13 protein-coding genes are annotated in these 14,619 nt (G+C 51.7%); 3 read left to right on the top strand and 10 right to left on the bottom strand.

All coding sequences use genetic code 11. The annotated features are described in order from the left end of the window. Positions 1-32: 32 nt before the first annotated feature. The 3 genes from J4377_RS14665 to J4377_RS14655 all read right to left on the bottom strand — a co-directional run bounded on the left by J4377_RS14665 (position 33) and on the right by J4377_RS14655 (position 2,718). Positions 33-563 carry a hypothetical protein gene (locus J4377_RS14665; RefSeq protein ID WP_120386388.1) on the bottom strand — a complete coding sequence of 177 codons (531 nt, stop codon included), beginning with the start codon at positions 561-563 and terminating at the stop codon, positions 33-35. Positions 564-669: 106 nt separating this feature from the next. Then, entirely contained in the window at positions 670-2,451 is a 1,782-nt protein-coding gene (locus J4377_RS14660) for a sodium:solute symporter family protein (protein WP_038477969.1), read from the bottom strand. A 6-nt stretch (positions 2,452-2,457) separates the two neighbouring features. Next, positions 2,458-2,718 (bottom strand): DUF4212 domain-containing protein, encoded by a 261-nt coding sequence (locus J4377_RS14655; RefSeq protein WP_038477966.1) that lies wholly within the window; start codon positions 2,716-2,718, stop codon positions 2,458-2,460. Between the two features lie 595 nt (positions 2,719-3,313). On the opposite strand from J4377_RS14655, the gene J4377_RS14650 reads away from it, so the two are divergent. From J4377_RS14650 to ttcA, 3 genes are all read left to right on the top strand, one after another. Beyond that, the gene (locus tag J4377_RS14650; RefSeq protein WP_038477963.1) at positions 3,314-5,131 is read left to right on the top strand and encodes a putative nucleotidyltransferase substrate binding domain-containing protein; all 1,818 of its coding nucleotides are present in this window, start codon (positions 3,314-3,316) and stop codon (positions 5,129-5,131) included. Positions 5,132-5,136: 5 nt separating this feature from the next. Next, entirely contained in the window at positions 5,137-5,787 is a 651-nt protein-coding gene (locus tag J4377_RS14645; RefSeq protein WP_253488154.1) for a DNA polymerase III subunit epsilon, read from the top strand. A 66-nt stretch (positions 5,788-5,853) separates the two neighbouring features. Further along, on the top strand, positions 5,854-6,819 hold the full coding sequence (gene ttcA / locus J4377_RS14640; protein WP_198350227.1) for a tRNA 2-thiocytidine(32) synthetase TtcA: 966 nt from the start codon (positions 5,854-5,856) through the stop codon (positions 6,817-6,819). On the opposite strand, the gene fnr is transcribed toward ttcA, so the two are convergent. From fnr to ccoG, 7 genes are all read right to left on the bottom strand, one after another. Beyond that, a complete protein-coding gene (gene fnr / locus J4377_RS14635) occupies positions 6,806-7,558 on the bottom strand; it encodes a fumarate/nitrate reduction transcriptional regulator Fnr (RefSeq protein WP_038477961.1) in 753 nt (250 codons plus the stop codon). The genes ttcA and fnr overlap by 14 nt on opposite strands. 58 nt (positions 7,559-7,616) lie before the next feature. Continuing rightward, complete coding sequence (hemN, locus tag J4377_RS14630) at positions 7,617-9,044, bottom strand: oxygen-independent coproporphyrinogen III oxidase (RefSeq protein WP_038477958.1); 1,428 nt, start codon at positions 9,042-9,044, stop codon at positions 7,617-7,619. 128 nt (positions 9,045-9,172) lie between these two features. Next, on the bottom strand, positions 9,173-9,868 hold the full coding sequence (locus J4377_RS14625; protein ID WP_038477955.1) for a sulfite exporter TauE/SafE family protein: 696 nt from the start codon (positions 9,866-9,868) through the stop codon (positions 9,173-9,175). After that, on the bottom strand, positions 9,865-10,086 hold the full coding sequence (gene ccoS / locus J4377_RS14620; protein WP_095604068.1) for a cbb3-type cytochrome oxidase assembly protein CcoS: 222 nt from the start codon (positions 10,084-10,086) through the stop codon (positions 9,865-9,867). Before ccoS ends, J4377_RS14625 begins: the two co-directional genes overlap by 4 nt. Beyond that, positions 10,083-12,560, bottom strand: a complete 2,478-nt coding sequence (locus tag J4377_RS14615; protein WP_253486030.1) for a heavy metal translocating P-type ATPase — start codon at positions 12,558-12,560, stop codon at positions 10,083-10,085. The genes ccoS and J4377_RS14615 overlap by 4 nt, the downstream gene beginning before the upstream one ends. Next, positions 12,557-13,081, bottom strand: coding sequence for a FixH family protein (locus J4377_RS14610; protein ID WP_038477946.1), 525 nt, complete (start codon positions 13,079-13,081; stop codon positions 12,557-12,559). Before J4377_RS14610 ends, J4377_RS14615 begins: the two co-directional genes overlap by 4 nt. A 7-nt stretch (positions 13,082-13,088) precedes the next feature. Then, a complete protein-coding gene (gene ccoG, locus J4377_RS14605) occupies positions 13,089-14,525 on the bottom strand; it encodes a cytochrome c oxidase accessory protein CcoG (RefSeq protein WP_038477943.1) in 1,437 nt (478 codons plus the stop codon). Positions 14,526-14,619 lie beyond the last annotated feature (94 nt).

The raw sequence follows: 14,619 nt of genomic DNA, 5'->3' as shown, positions 1-14,619 counted from the left end.
ATAAAGACCCTATTCTAGGCGAAGGAGGGGCATCACGTCTGCTGGTCGGCGGCAAGTTGGCAAACGGTTGTTAGCAAAGGCGCGGTTTCCCGTAGCGTGCGGCGTTCGCTTAATTCAGCGTCGCCCGTCTCTGTATTCAGGGGGACTATCTCGCGGTGAGCGCAGTTCAAGACATAAGGCTGAGTGGTCAGTATATCGGTATGGCGGCGTTCGAATTGATAGAGAATAAATTCAGCAATTAACTCATCGTCAATGTGGCGAGCGCGCACATTGTCGCTATCAACGATGCTGAATTTAGTCGTCATCGGAAACACAAAGGTCCATGGTCGCCACACGGCGCTAGACGTATCGCTGGAAATGACGATGGCAGTTTCAGGTAGTTGAGAGCGCTTGTGTTCAAACCAGCTGTATTCGGTTGAGACCTGATACCCAAGCATACCCAGGCCACCAAAAACGGGCACGATCCATTTAGGCAGCCGTTTACGGCTAAGCGTTCTAAGTAATAGGCCTATCCCTGCGGCGGCAAGCCCGGCAAATACAGCGGCAACAAGATGCCAAATCATAAAATATCCTTTCTAAATGACATCGGGCTCCCCTAAGGAAGCCCGATGAGAAGTATCGATTCCGAATCTAATGGCAGTGTGCCAAAGAGGAGGAGCCGATTATGACTTAGTGGTCGACCGCGACACCAGCACCTTTCGGGTAGCGAACGCTTTCTACCAGGTCTTGAATCTCCTGCGGAGGCTCTTCCGTTGCGCTAGAGACAGCAAACGCAGTTGCAAAGTTGATCATCGCGCCTATTGCACCGAAGGAGAGCGGTGAAATGCCCAGGATCCAGTTGTCTGGCGTGTTAGCCAGCATGTTGGTGCCGGGGACGAAGAACCAGCCGAGATAGGTGAAGATATAGAGCAGGGTGCAGATCAGACCTGCAAGCATGCCGCAAATCGCGCCTTTGCTGTTCATGCGCTTGGAGAAAATGCCCATCATCAGCGCTGGGAACAGTGAGGCACCCGCGATACCAAAGGCAAGTGCAACCGTCTGTGCTGCGAACCCGGGTGGGTTAAGCCCGAGGTAGGTAGCCAGAAGAATTGCGCCGCCCATTGAGATGCGTGCTGCCAGCATTTCACCCTTTTCAGAGATTTTCGGATTGATCATTGTTTTGATCAAGTCATGACTAATGGCTGACGAGATAGCCAATAGTAGGCCAGCCGCTGTTGAGAGAGCCGCAGCAATACCGCCTGCTGCAATCAGGCCGATAACCCAACCCGGTAGGTTAGCAATTTCTGGGTTTGCTAATACGAGAATGTCGTTATTAACGGTTAGCTCGTTACCTTCCCAGCCACGATCAGAATAGTCGGTAGCATCATTGTACATTTGGATGCGGCCGTCATTGTTGAGATCGTTGAAGGCGATAAGCCCAGTTTCTTCCCACGTGCGCACCCACTCAGGACGATCTTCATAGAGAATCGGATTGCGGGCGGCTTCTTCGTAATTCTCTACTTGTCCTGCCATCTCGGGATAGACGGTGGTAGCCAAGTTTAGACGCGCCATGGAACCAACCGCAGGAGCGGTGAGGTACAGCAGTGCAATGAATACAAGTGCCCAACCAGCGGACCAGCGCGCATCAGCAACTTTCGGCACAGTGAAAAAGCGAATAATGACGTGGGGTAAACCAGCAGTACCCACCATTAGCGACAGAGTAAACAGCACCATGTTCAGCTTATTATCGACGTCGGCGGTATAGTCGCGGAAACCAAGTGCATTGACCACTTCATCCAGCTTGGTCAGTAGCGGAATACCAGACTCCGTATGAGTACTGAACATACCGAACATCGGAATCGGGTTGCCGGTTAGTTGCATGGCAATGAACACCGCCGGAATAGTATAGGCGATGATAAGCACTACGTACTGAGCGACCTGCGTGTAGGTAATACCTTTCATGCCGCCAAAAACGGCATACAGGAACACAATCAGCGCTGCGATCCAGATACCCCAGGTGTTGCTCACTTCCAAGAAGCGCGAGAAAGCAACGCCAGCACCGGTCATTTGACCGATAACGTAAGTAACAGAGGCAACGATTAAACACACAATCGCGACGAAGCGCGCAGTGTTGCTGTAGAAACGGTCACCAATAAAGTCGGGCACTGTAAACTTGCCAAACTTACGGAGGTAAGGCGCTAGCAGCATTGCCAGGATAACGTAACCACCTGTCCAGCCCATCAAGAAGGTGGAGTTAGCGTATCCGCCAGACGCTAGCAGACCGGCCATTGAAATAAACGATGCAGCTGACATCCAGTCAGCGGCAGTCGCCATACCGTTGGTGATAGGGTGAACGCCGCCACCGGCAACGTAGAAGTCTTTGGTCGACCCGGCTCGTGCCCATATCGCAATCCCGATATAGAGCGCAAACGACGCGCCGACAAACAATAGGTTAATGGCAAACTGGCTCATACTGGCTTACTCCCCAAGGCCGAATTTTGCATCGAGTTTGTTCATTCTCCAGGCATAGAAGAAGATCAGTACGATGAAGGTGAGGATGGAGCCCTGTTGAGCGAACCAAAAGCCCAAGTCAGTCCCACCAACGGGAATGCCCGCTAGCAGCGGACGAAAGAGAATGGCACATCCATAAGAAACGAACGCCCAAACGGCCAAGCATCCAAAGATTAATCGGACGTTGGCTTTCCAGTATTCAGCAGCGTTGGATTTGTCATCTGCCATTGTGGTGCTCTCCAGTTGTGATTTTTAGGGTTGGAAAGTTAACTCAGGATAGCGTGTGATCCATTAGGGCAATCCTTCATAGAAAACCGCTCTTTTAGTTGTCTGCGATGATTTAGTGCGATTAGACGCATATCACCTTGTTGGTTAAGTTGCTCTGCTGGTTAATGGTTTGGCAAGGTTTTCTTCAGTGCCTTGATAAGTGTTTAACAAGTGCCACGTGAACATCCTGTATAGCCCGTTGTTAATAGTGGGCAATAATTGCAAAAAATAAATCCCAGACTTTGGTATCAATGAGCTTTCAGTACGTATTGTGATGTTTATTATTGAAAATAAATACTTGTTTTTGAAGTTTTTTTAGCTTTGCTATCTGGGTGATAGGACGATGGTCTATGGGTCGCTTAAAAGCAATGTTTGCTACTTTTAATAGGTGGTATATTAAGTGGCCAAGTTTGCTAGTTCGTGTCGCTACTTTGGTCGCTAAACAAACGTCTTTACGACGTTAGCGGTATAGCAAAAGGTATAATAAAGGCGCTGGTTAAAAAGCAATCAAACCTTAAGCCATTGTGTTCTTCATCGCGATTAACTGGGGTCACTCATGATTGACGTTGATCTTTCCCAATTGCCCTTCACATTAATTGATGATGAAGGGCGTGACCACGTTCGTCGTGGTATGGACATCGCCTATTTTGATCGTGATGAAATTATTATCGAGATGGGGCAAGCGGGTGAATCGGTATTTTTGATTCACAAGGGCGAAGTTGCTGAACTAGATCCTACTTTGCCAGCGTCCAGTGCACGGATTGGGCACTACACGGCTGGTGATCTGTTTGGTGCCATTAGTATTCTGAACGGTAAAAGCCGCTATCGCTTCCAGGCTGAGCAAGAATGCTTGTGCTATGTGATGCCGAAGGCGCTATTTATAAAACTATGCCGTCATCATCCTGACTTCGAAAATTTCTTCAAACAGTCGCTATCTCACAAAGCGCGGTTAATGACTGAAAAGCGTGCCGAAGGCGGCGTGACCATGGCCGGTTTTATGTTGGCTAAAGTCAGCGAATGTATGCGTGAACCTCTTATCATGGATGCATCGACAGATATTGCCAGCGCGGTGCGTCAGCTCAACGATAGTCATGCAGATAGCTTGCTAGTCAAAACCCAGGGCGAGTTTGGCATTGTCACTAAAACCGATTTGCTCAATGGTGTCGTGCTGAATAACTATGAACATACAGCGCCCGTTGAGGATGTGGCCCATTTCTCGTTGGTGACCGTTACCCCCCATCAATACTTATTTGAAGCGCTCGTGCTGATGACGCGGCATAAAGTAACGCGGGTAGTGGTTATGGAACAGGGCGCCCTGAAAGGGGTGGTGGAGCTAACGGATGTCCTTAGCTATTTTTCGAGCCGTAGCTATGTCGTTAGTCTGCAGGTAGAACAGGCGAATAGCTTAGAAGCATTGGCGGCTGCCAGTCAACGCACGCCAGAATTGGTGAATGCGCTTATGGCGCAAGGGGTCAAGCTACGTTTTGCCATGGACCTACTGGCCGCGTTGAATGGCCGAATTATCAATAAAGCGTGGTCATTTGTTATTCCTGAGCAGTATCACTCCCAAAGTTGCCTAATGGTGATGGGGAGCGAAGGGCGCGGTGAACAAATTCTTAAAACAGATCAAGATAATGGCCTGATTTTAGCCGATGACAGCCAATGGCCTTCGCTTGCCGAAGACATGAATGTGCTTACCCAAACGCTGATTCAGCTCGGCTACCCACCATGCCCAGGTAATATCATGGTGTCTAATCCTGAATGGGTTGGCACTGTGTCGCAATGGAAAAACAACATTGCTAAATGGGTGAGTGCAAGAGATGGCGACAGCCTAATGAAGCTGGCGATTTTGCTGGATGCCCATGGTGTGGCTGGTAATCCGCAATTGCTAGACAGCGTGCGTGCAGAGCTGTTTGAACGCTGCTCACGGGATGAGCTATTGCTGTCTTACTTTGCGCGTGCTGCGCTGCGTTTCTCAACACCGCTAACGCTATTTGGCTCCTTAAAAAAGCCTCAGCATGGGATCGATATTAAAAAAGGCGGTATTTTCCCTATTGTTCATGGGGTGCGCACAATGGCCCTCGAGCGACGCATTAATGCCACTTCCACCTTAGATCGCCTGGACGCTTTAGCAGAAGATGGTCGTCTTGATCGCCGTTTTGCTGACGACCTGGGCGAGGCGCTGGCGCTGTTTACCGAACTACGTTTAAAGCAGCAGTTGCAGACAGCAGAAGCGTCGACTCAGCAGCGTAGTAACCGTGTTGTGGTGCAAGAACTCTCGTCCCTTGAGCGTGACCTGTTGCGTGAGGCGCTGCATATCGTAAAAGATTTTAAGCAGCGGCTCTCCCATCGTTATCATTTGGAGTATTCGTGAGCGGAATGCGCTTGTTAGACCGGCATATGTCACTGCTCAGTGGCTCGCTGCGTACATTAATGCAGCGCGAAAGCGACCGTCGACGTTGGGCAGATTCCCCCTACGCATGGCTGTTTCAGCCCTACATGGGGGAAGAAATGGTGGCGCTTGCCTGCCAGGTTAGCCCAGGCCAAGCGCCGGTGGTCAGCGTCGCTGCTGTTGTCTTAAGCCCAGGGAGAGTGCAGACCAGCCGAGCCTGGGTGGCTACCCTGGCAGAAGAGCAAGACAACAACGCCCCTGCATTGCGGCGACATCATCAGCTGTATGCGACGGACACGGTGCTGGCGCCTAACGCTGAGCATCTTGGGGCGCTAGCTGAATTCATCGGTAATCGGCCGCTAATTGGTTGGCAGTTAGGCCGCTCGGTGGAACACCTAAATCTTTTGTTTAAAGCCGGGTTGGGATTTGGTTTGCCCAATGCCCAGGTCGATGTTGGAAAGCTACACTATCGTCAGCTGCGTCGCTTACATCCACAGTGTGAGACGAGCGGCCGCCTAACCGAAGCGCTCGCTCGTTGGCAAATACCCGCTCTTCAATGGATGGGAGTGCTGGGGGATGCAACCGCAAGCGCGCTTTTATATCTGCGTTTGCAGCGCGAGATCGCCCAGCAGGGGTAGTCGTTACTACCCTCACGGGATGAATCCACGGGTTTATCTTGGGTGGACGTGGTGAGTCTTGTTAGAATGCCCGCTGCTTCTTCTACCATCGGCAGTGCCTACACCATGCTACAACCTGACTATTTTGACCCCGCAGCGCCTGATACTGTTTCTATTGACAGCCCTGCTGTTAATAGCGCACAGACACCATCCGAGCATCACGCCGCTAAACAAAAGCGTGAATTTAATAAGCTACAAAAGCGCTTACGGCGAGAGGTTGGTAACGCCATCATTGATTATCAAATGATTGGTGAAGGTGACAAGGTGATGGTGTGCCTGTCTGGCGGCAAAGATAGCTATACGATGCTGGAGATACTGCTTAACCTGCAGCGCAACGCGCCGGTTAACTTCTCTCTGGTCGCTGTCAATATGGATCAAAAACAGCCAGGCTTCCCGGAGCATGTGCTGCCCCAGTACCTAGATGAAGTGGGTGTCGAATACCACATTCTAGAGCGTGACACCTACTCGGTGGTGAAAGAGAAAACCCCAGAAGGAAAAACGACCTGCGCGCTCTGCTCACGACTAAGACGTGGCTCGCTCTATGGGTTTGCCGAGGAAATTGGGGCAACGAAAATTGCCCTAGGGCATCATCGTGAAGATATTTTAGAAACGTTATTTCTTAACATGTTCTTTGGTGGCACTTTGAAAGCAATGCCTCCCAAACTTTTATCTGACGATGGCAAGAATATTGTCATTCGCCCCCTTGCCTACTGCAAAGAGGCTGATATTGCAGAGTTTTCTCGGCTAATGGAATTCCCCATTATTCCCTGCAACTTATGTGGCTCTCAGCCCAATCTCCAGCGTCAAGTTGTCAAAGATATGTTGGCTGAGTGGGATAAAAAACATCCAGGACGCCTAGAAAGCATGTTTAAAGCGGTGACCAATGTAGCGCCTTCCCAGCTAGCAGACCGCCGTTTATTTGACTTTGCTGGCCTTGAAGCCAAACAAGCGGCGTTGATGGAAGGGCGTATTCAGGCGCTTAGCGTGGACTAGCCGACTGTTCTTCCTCTTCAGCTAGCGTGATGAGGCGCCGCATATCTAAAATATTAACCTCCCGCCCTGAAACAGCCACCACCTCTTGCTGTTGAAAGCGGCTAAGAATACGGCTGACCGTTTCTACCGCCAAGCCTAAGTAATTGCCAATGTCGGCGCGGGACATGGAGAGTCTGAAGCTATAAGGCGAGTATCCACGTCGACGAAAACGGTCTGAAAGGGTGACTAAAAAGCTGGCTAGTCGCTGATCGGCCGTTTTGCGCGATAGCAAGCGCATCATACGCCGGTCATCTCGCAATTCTTTGCTCATGCTCCGATAAAGCTGGCCACGTAGTTCGGGCAGTTCTTCGGAAAGCAGGTCCAAGCGGTCAAATGGGATTTCACACACCGTAGTGGTTTCCAGTGCAATGACGCTACCGGGGTAGTGCTCTTCGTCAATTCCATCTAATCCTACTAGTTCGCTGGGAAGGTAGAAATTTGTCAGCTGATCATTGCCGTTCCCTTCGCTGGTCACCTGTTTCAGGCTGCCTGAGCGGACGGCATACACACTGGTGAAGTGATCACCCTGGCGAAACAGGGGCTCGCCTTTTTTGAGCGGTGCGCGGCGGCGAATGATGGCATCAAACTGGCTCATGTCCTCAAGCTCTAAGGCGAGCGGTAGACACAACGAGCTTAGGCTACAGGTCTGACAGCGCGCCTCTTGCAGCAGTGAGCGTCGTTGGCTGGCGGGGTGTGGCATATCATTCTCCCTTTCTCGTTAGCCATCATAGGCCCAGAGGCAAGACGTCTCAAGAAGCTTATACAATCTTAGAGTAGCGCTGAGTAGGCTGATCAGCTAGGCGAGCATCAAAGGCCATCGCCAAATGGCGAATCAGCAGCCGTCCAGTGGGGGTGGCGCTAATAACTTGCTGATGGCGAGTGATTAAGCCGTCTTGCTCAGCTGTCTTCAATTGCTCAATTGCGGTGGAGAAATAGTCATTAGCATCGATGTGCCAACGCTTTCCAACTGCCGCTAGATCAATGTGCATGTCGCACATTAGCCGTTCAATCACGTCTCTTCGTATTAGGTCGTCCTTATTTAACCTTAATCCTTTGACGGTTGCCAGCTTACCTTGATCTAAGGCTGCTTCATATTGGTCAAGCTGAGTCGGGTTTTGTGCGTAAACGTCGTCAACCCGTGATATAGCGGATACGCCTAAGCCAACTAAATCGCACTGTGCATGGCTAGAGTAGCCCTGGAAATTGCGTTGTAAGGTGCCGTTGCGCTGTGCAATCGCCAGGCTATCGTCAGGTCGTGCAAAGTGATCCATGCCAATATGCACATAGCCTGCGTTAGTCAGCATTTCTATGGTGGTATGCAAAATAGCCAGCTTTTCATCAGCGCTGGGGAGGTCCGTTTCGTTAATGCGTCGTTGTGGCGCAAAGCGGGTGGGCATGTGCGCATAATTAAATACGGACAGCCGTGCAGGGTTGAGTTCGATGACTTGACTTAGCGTCTCAGCAAAGCTTTTTTCGGTTTGAAATGGCAGCCCATAAATTAAATCAAGATTGAGTGAGCGAAAACCAAGACGGTGTGCTTCTTCCATCAACGTTTCGGTGAGTACCCGGGGTTGTACTCGGTTGATGGCTTTTTGTACCTGCGGATTTAAATCCTGCACGCCAAGGCTTAGTCGATTAAAGCCGAGAGACTGTAGATGGCGCAACGTAAATACATCTGCTTCACGAGGATCTATTTCAATAGCGTAATCGCGATCGGCTGAGCTAGATAAACCAAAACGGGCATCTAGGCGGTCAATTAGGTCCCCCATCTGTGCCAAGGTTAGAAATGTGGGCGTACCACCACCCCAGTGTAACTGTTGCACCGGGCGTGAAGTGTCTAAATGGCGGGCAGTGAGCACCATTTCTCGATCTAGCCGAGAAAGGTAAGGTTCTGCAAGGGCGGTATTCTTCGTTGCGATTTTATTGCAAGCGCAGTAGAAGCAAATTTTTCGACAAAAGGGTACATGTACATACAGTGATAGCGGGCGGTGGCTCTCGTTACTGCGCGCTAGCGCCTGAGTAAAGTCATCGGCACTAAACTGCTCATGAAACGCTAGAGCTGTCGGGTAGGACGTGTAACGTGGGCCACTTTTGTCATAGCGACGCAGCAGCGTTTCATTCCAGGCATTAGCCCCAGACACATCAGTGTTGGTAGGTGAGAAGGCAGCAGTGGCATGAACGGGCATGGCGAGCGCTCCGAAGTGAGAAGTAAACAAAAGGAGTGACTGAGCGCCGTCGCTCAGTGTTCTCTCGGCATGCTACGTCGGTGTCACTTGGAATGCGTTGAGCTATATCAAACTATAGGAGGGTCTGACTAATGCGCTGTTAGAGGAATAAGCGTCCATAGCTGCCAAAGGGCGAAACTTATAATCGACAGTGCGGCGACGCTGCGAGTGGCAGGGTGGCGAATTAAATGGCTTAACTGCTGTGCTGCAAGTCCTGTTGCCAGCAGAGCAGGGAGTGTACCCAGGCCAAAAGCCCCCATTAGAAGCGCGCCATCGAGTGGGTCTGCAATCGCTAAGCTCCAGGCTAGCATGGAGTAAACCAGCCCACAGGGCAGCCAGCCCCACAGTGTCCCTAGGGCGAAGGCTTGAGGAAGATGGACGACAGGCATCAGGCGTCTTCCCACTGGCTCAATATATCGCCAAAGGTGCCTTCCCACCGCTTCTACTTTCAGCAGTCCTTTCCACCAGTTGGCGATATAGAGCGCCATTAAGATGAGCATCAATGCGGCGAAAGCCTGCAATGCAACACGTGCAGACGGAGAAAGTGAGATAAGTGTGCCAAGTGCAGCAACAATGGCACCCGCCACCATATAGCTGAGAATGCGTCCGGCGTTATAGCTAATCAGCAGCCCACCCATGCGGGCAGGGTGTCGCATGCTAGGCGGTACGGCAAAGGTCAGCGCGCTCATAATGCCGCCACACATGCCGATACAGTGGGCGCCGCCCATTAAGCCAAATACAAACGCGGCTAGCAGGGGCGGTAAATCAAGTCCCGTCGGATTCATGCGGGCGGCTCTTGGTTATCTTGAGAAGAAGAGCCGCTTTTTTTACGTGCGGCACGCTGCTCGGGAGTCAGGTCATTCTCATCATCGTCGAATAGAATGCGGTGGGCTGGGCCTTCCAAATCGTCAAACTGGTCGTGCTTCACGGCCCAGAAAAACGCCCACACCGCGAGGCCCAGAAGAGTGAGTGAAAGTGGAATCAGTAAGTATAAAATCGTCATGCCGTCACCGGTGTTGATAGGGCAATCTGAGGGGCGGGCGGGGTACGCCAGCGAGTAAGACGCAGCGCGTTACCTACCACAATCAGGGAGCTTAGCGACATGCCAATCGCAGCGAGCCAGGGGGGGATTAACCCCATTGCTGCTAAAGGCAGTGCCGAAAAGTTGTAGCAAACCGACCACATCATATTTTGGCGCATAATTCGGCGTGTGGCGCAGGAAATATCAATCGCCTCAAAAATACGCATTAGGCGTGGACTGAGCAATATCGCGTCGGCGCGGGTACGGGCGAGGTCTGTGGCGCCATTCATAGCAATGGCAACGTCAGCGCCAGCCAATACCGGCACATCATTGATACCGTCACCGATCATCACGACACGCTCACCGCTGGCTTGTAACTCACGTAGTCGTGCCAGCTTGCCCTCAGGCGATTTGCCAGCGTGCCACGTGGTAATATTGAGCTGTTCTGCCAAGCTCTCTACCGCTTCTTGCGTGTCACCAGAAAGTAGTTCTACTTCCAATCCACGGGCTTGAAGTGCGGCAACGGTTTGAGCCGCATCTTCACGAATGCCATCGTGTAGCTTGAACCAGGCACGTGGTGCGCTGTTTTCACTAAGTAAAAGCCACTGGCCGGTGCTTGGTGGAGGCAGTGTGGTTGTCGTCGCAAAATCAGGTTTGCCTAATCGCCATGTTGCGCCGTTTAAAGTGCCTTCTAGCCCGCTTCCAGTCACACTTTTGATGTTGCGTGCCTGCAGAGTGGCATCTCTAAATGGGCGAAAAGCTCTGGCTATGGGGTGTTCAGAGTGTGCCTCTAGCGCCGCCGCGATGGCTTGGGCATGCTCTTCACTGAGCGTCGTATCGCTGTGGGCGAGATGCTGTTGGTCAATAGGGTGCGTTTGGGTCAGCTGCATTTCGCCGCGGGTCAGCGTACCGGTCTTATCAAAGATCACGCGGGTGACGTTGGAGAGTGATTCGATCGCGTCAGCACGTGTAATTAGTACGCCTCGCTGGCGCAATTGGCCATGCCCTGCTGTCAGCGCAGTGGGGGTGGCCAGCGCCAGTGCACAAGGGCAAGTGACTACTAATACCGAGAGTAGTACCCATAGCACACGAGATGGATCAATAAACCACCATGCTACGGTGACACACGCGGTAACGATCAGCAGTCGTAATACAAACAGGTGCGCCATACGCGCCGCCATCTGGGCAAGTCGTGGGCGACTTGCAAAGGCGCGATCGGTTAAATCGACAATACCGGCCACTCTGGCGCTATTGCCAGCATGGGTTACCTTTATGATGAGCGGGTTTTCCATGTTTTGGCTGCCACCCACCACGCTTTCGCCTACCCGTCGAGTCACTGGCAAATACTCACCGGTCAGCATCGACTCATCAAGGCTGGATTCGCCGTCTTCGATAATGCCGTCAGCGGGAACGCCATGACCGGGCTTGATGAGCACGCGGTCGCCTTCTTTAAGTTCACTGGCAGGCAGAATGCGTTCACTGCCATCAGCTTCAAGGCGAATAGCGGACACCGGCAAAACGCCGCTCAGCGCATTGCCACTGTGGCCGCTGCGCCGCCTGGCCCTACCTTCTACATAACGGCCAAATAGCAAGAAGAAGGTAAACATGGCGACCGAGTCGAAATAAACATCGCCAACGTTAAACAGCACTGCATAACTGCTCGCCAAATAGGCGCCGCCAATGGCTAGCGAGACCGGCACATCCATGCCAAGAACGCCGGTTTTTAGATCACGCAATGCGTTACGGAAAAAAGGCTGCGCTGAGAAAAATACCACGGGCGTGGCTAGAGCAAACGATAGCCAGTGAAACAGAGCGTAAAAGTCTTCGCTAAGCTCACCTGGCCCCGATACATAAATGGGAATGGAGAACATCATGACCTGCATCATCCCGACAGCCGCGACAATCAGGCGTCGCACATTCATGCGTTCTTCATGTTGTAAGCGCGTTTGGGCTTGATCAGGTTCATAGGGCTGCGCATCGTAGCCAATGGCCGCTAGTTCAGCGAACAGCTGTGAGAGGTTGATGACGGCGGGGTCCCAGCTCACACGTAGGCGATGATGGGTAAGGTTGACCGCGCTAGAAGTAACGCCATCAAGTGCATTCAAACGGTGTTCAATGAGCCAGGCGCAGGCTGCACAGGTGATGCCGTCTATTGCTAGTGTGGCTCGTACTTGTCCTTCGTCACCCTCTGGGTGAACAAACTGCGCTTGCAGCCCTGGGTCATCAAATACCGACCAGGTTTCTGCTTTGGCAGCTTGGCGCTCGTCAGGGCGCTCTGGCATTTCTGTGCGATAGCGATAATAGCTCTCCAACCCGCCATCAACGATGGCGTGGGCGACGGCTTCGCAACCTGGGCAGCATAGTGGTTTGGATGTGTCGTCAATGTTAATTCGCCACGGTGCCCCTTCGGGCACCGGGTTGCCGCAGTGGTAGCAGCTAAGGGCGGTCGTGGTCATTCGTTCTCCGAGCGCCCGCCAGGTAGTAGTGCAATCGTGTTTTCGTCAGGAAAGCGTGCTTCTCCGATAAGGCGCCATTCTGATTCATCGCCTTGCTCTGGCTGTAGCTGTAGATACCAGCGATAGCGCAGATTGTCAGGTCCTTGAGTGATGTAGCGGCCTTCGCGCACATGCTCTAGTACAAACGACTGGTCACGATCGTCTTCGGTGGGAAAGATAAGATCTAGATAGAGCTTATCTGGGCGAGCATCACCCGCAAGATCAACAACAATATCGCTGGTAAGCGGATCAATGCGTAACTCGGCACTTAAATTTAAAGCGCGCGCTTGCTCTTGCTTGGCGAATACCATGTTAATTGCTTTGCCGTGCTCGTAGTAATCTTCTTGTACCACCATACCGTCGTAGCTTTTGATCGACATAACCGCAAAGGTCGTGCTGACAATAATGGAGGAGAACAGCAAGCCTAACAAAAACCATGGCCAGAACTGTTTGTACCAAGGCGTAATCGTAGGGTCTGACATAACGCATTTATCTCCTGGCGTTACCTAAGAAGCGGGCTTCACGCTCCTGACGGATTTGCTCATCTTGTTGTGCTTGTAGCACAAAAGTAATGGGGTGGCTGGGCTGGCTTAGATCTTGAGGGTTTGCAAGTACGGTGACTACCTGAATGCGAGACTCGCCTGCTGGCACGCTAATCGACGCGCTATCTAGCGTTAAGCTGGGTAGGCCTAACACACTGATTTGGTAAGTGTGTGGCTGGTTATCAAGGTTACGCACTGTAAGGCTGTAAACATTGCTGATTTGCCCTTCTCGGGTCATTTGATACAGCTGTGTGCGCTCACGCTCGGCGTCGAAACTAAGTGGTATGCGGTCGTTAACCGCCCAGGCAAACGCAACGACCATAATAATCAGCGCGGCAAAGTAGCCCAGCAGTCGAGGCCGTAAGATGTGGCTTTTCTTGCCTTCTAGCGCATTTTCCGTTGTGTAGCGAATAAGCCCTTTGGGGTAGCCCATTTTGTCCATGACGCTGTCACAGGCATCAATGCAGGCTGCACAGGTAATGCACTCGTACTGGAGCCCATCACGAATATCAATACCTGTTGGGCAAACCTGAACGCATAGCTCGCAGTCTATACAGTCGCCAAAGCCGGCTTCTCTCGCCTGAGTATGGCTAAGCGACTTCTTCCGCCGACCTCTTGGCTCGCCGCGTGCTTCGTCGTACGACACGATCAGCGTGTCGCGATCAAACATGACTGATTGGAAGCGCGCGTAGGGACACATGTAAATACACACCTGCTCACGCAGCCAGCCTGCATTTAAATAGGTAAATACTAAAAAGAAGCCAACCCAAAAATAGGACCAGCCATGGGCTTCTAGCGTAGGCAGTTCCGTTACTAGCGTGCGGATGGGGGTGAAGTAACCCACAAAAGTAATGCCAGTAGCCAAAGAAATCAGTAACCAAGCGGAATGTTTAGCTCCTTTCCGCCACGCTTTGTCAGCATTCATTGGCTGCTTGTCGAGCTTAATACGGTGGTTTCTAGATCCCTCTATGCGGTGCTCAAGCCAAATAAATAAGAATGTCCAGACGCTTTGTGGGCAGGTATAGCCACACCAAACGCGTCCAGCAAAAACAGTAATAAAAAATAGTCCAAAGGCACAGATAATAAGCAGCCACGAAAGTAATACGAACTCTTGGGGATAAAATGTGGCAGCAAAAATATGAAACTCTCGGCCTGGAAGGTCAAACCAGATGGCAGGGCGGTCGCCCCAGTTCAGCCATGGAAGCAGAAAAAAGCCCAGCATAAGCGCCCAGTTGGCGCTGCGCCTTACTTTCTGGAAGAGCCCTTTAATTTCGCGCACATAAATATGTCGGCGCTTAGCATACATGCTCTGAGTTGTACTTTCCCCAGGGGTATGGTGCCCAACGGGCGGCGGCGTAATATCTTGGCTAGGTATTTTTTCCATGGCGATGATCGCAGCTCACTAAGGCGGGAATGGGCGGCAGCATGGATATCGTGGCGTTAAACCTGCGACGCTAGATAACACAACTGTATGCCGT

The sequence above is a fragment of the Halomonas sp. XH26 genome (assembly GCF_024138895.1).
Classification (GTDB): domain Bacteria; phylum Pseudomonadota; class Gammaproteobacteria; order Pseudomonadales; family Halomonadaceae; genus Vreelandella; species Vreelandella alkaliphila.
The sequence above is the reverse complement of the archived record's forward strand: the minus strand, read 5'-3'. Positions and strand labels throughout refer to the sequence as shown.

Excerpts from the sequence above, each read along its gene's own strand:
- J4377_RS14665 (WP_120386388.1), bottom strand. The coding sequence starts at position 563 with ATGATTTGGCATCTTGTTGCCGCTGTATTTGCCGGGCTTGCCGCCGCA.
- J4377_RS14660 (WP_038477969.1), bottom strand. The coding sequence starts at position 2,451 with ATGAGCCAGTTTGCCATTAACCTATTGTTTGTCGGCGCGTCGTTTGCG.
- J4377_RS14655 (WP_038477966.1), bottom strand. The coding sequence starts at position 2,718 with ATGGCAGATGACAAATCCAACGCTGCTGAATACTGGAAAGCCAACGTC.
- J4377_RS14650 (WP_038477963.1), top strand. The coding sequence starts at position 3,314 with ATGATTGACGTTGATCTTTCCCAATTGCCCTTCACATTAATTGATGAT.
- J4377_RS14645 (WP_253488154.1), top strand. The coding sequence starts at position 5,137 with ATGCGCTTGTTAGACCGGCATATGTCACTGCTCAGTGGCTCGCTGCGT.
- ttcA (WP_198350227.1), top strand. The coding sequence starts at position 5,854 with ATGCCCGCTGCTTCTTCTACCATCGGCAGTGCCTACACCATGCTACAA.
- fnr (WP_038477961.1), bottom strand. The coding sequence starts at position 7,558 with ATGCCACACCCCGCCAGCCAACGACGCTCACTGCTGCAAGAGGCGCGC.
- hemN (WP_038477958.1), bottom strand. The coding sequence starts at position 9,044 with ATGCCCGTTCATGCCACTGCTGCCTTCTCACCTACCAACACTGATGTG.
- J4377_RS14625 (WP_038477955.1), bottom strand. The coding sequence starts at position 9,868 with ATGAATCCGACGGGACTTGATTTACCGCCCCTGCTAGCCGCGTTTGTA.
- ccoS (WP_095604068.1), bottom strand. The coding sequence starts at position 10,086 with ATGACGATTTTATACTTACTGATTCCACTTTCACTCACTCTTCTGGGC.
- J4377_RS14615 (WP_253486030.1), bottom strand. The coding sequence starts at position 12,560 with ATGACCACGACCGCCCTTAGCTGCTACCACTGCGGCAACCCGGTGCCC.
- J4377_RS14610 (WP_038477946.1), bottom strand. The coding sequence starts at position 13,081 with ATGTCAGACCCTACGATTACGCCTTGGTACAAACAGTTCTGGCCATGG.
- ccoG (WP_038477943.1), bottom strand. The coding sequence starts at position 14,525 with ATGGAAAAAATACCTAGCCAAGATATTACGCCGCCGCCCGTTGGGCAC.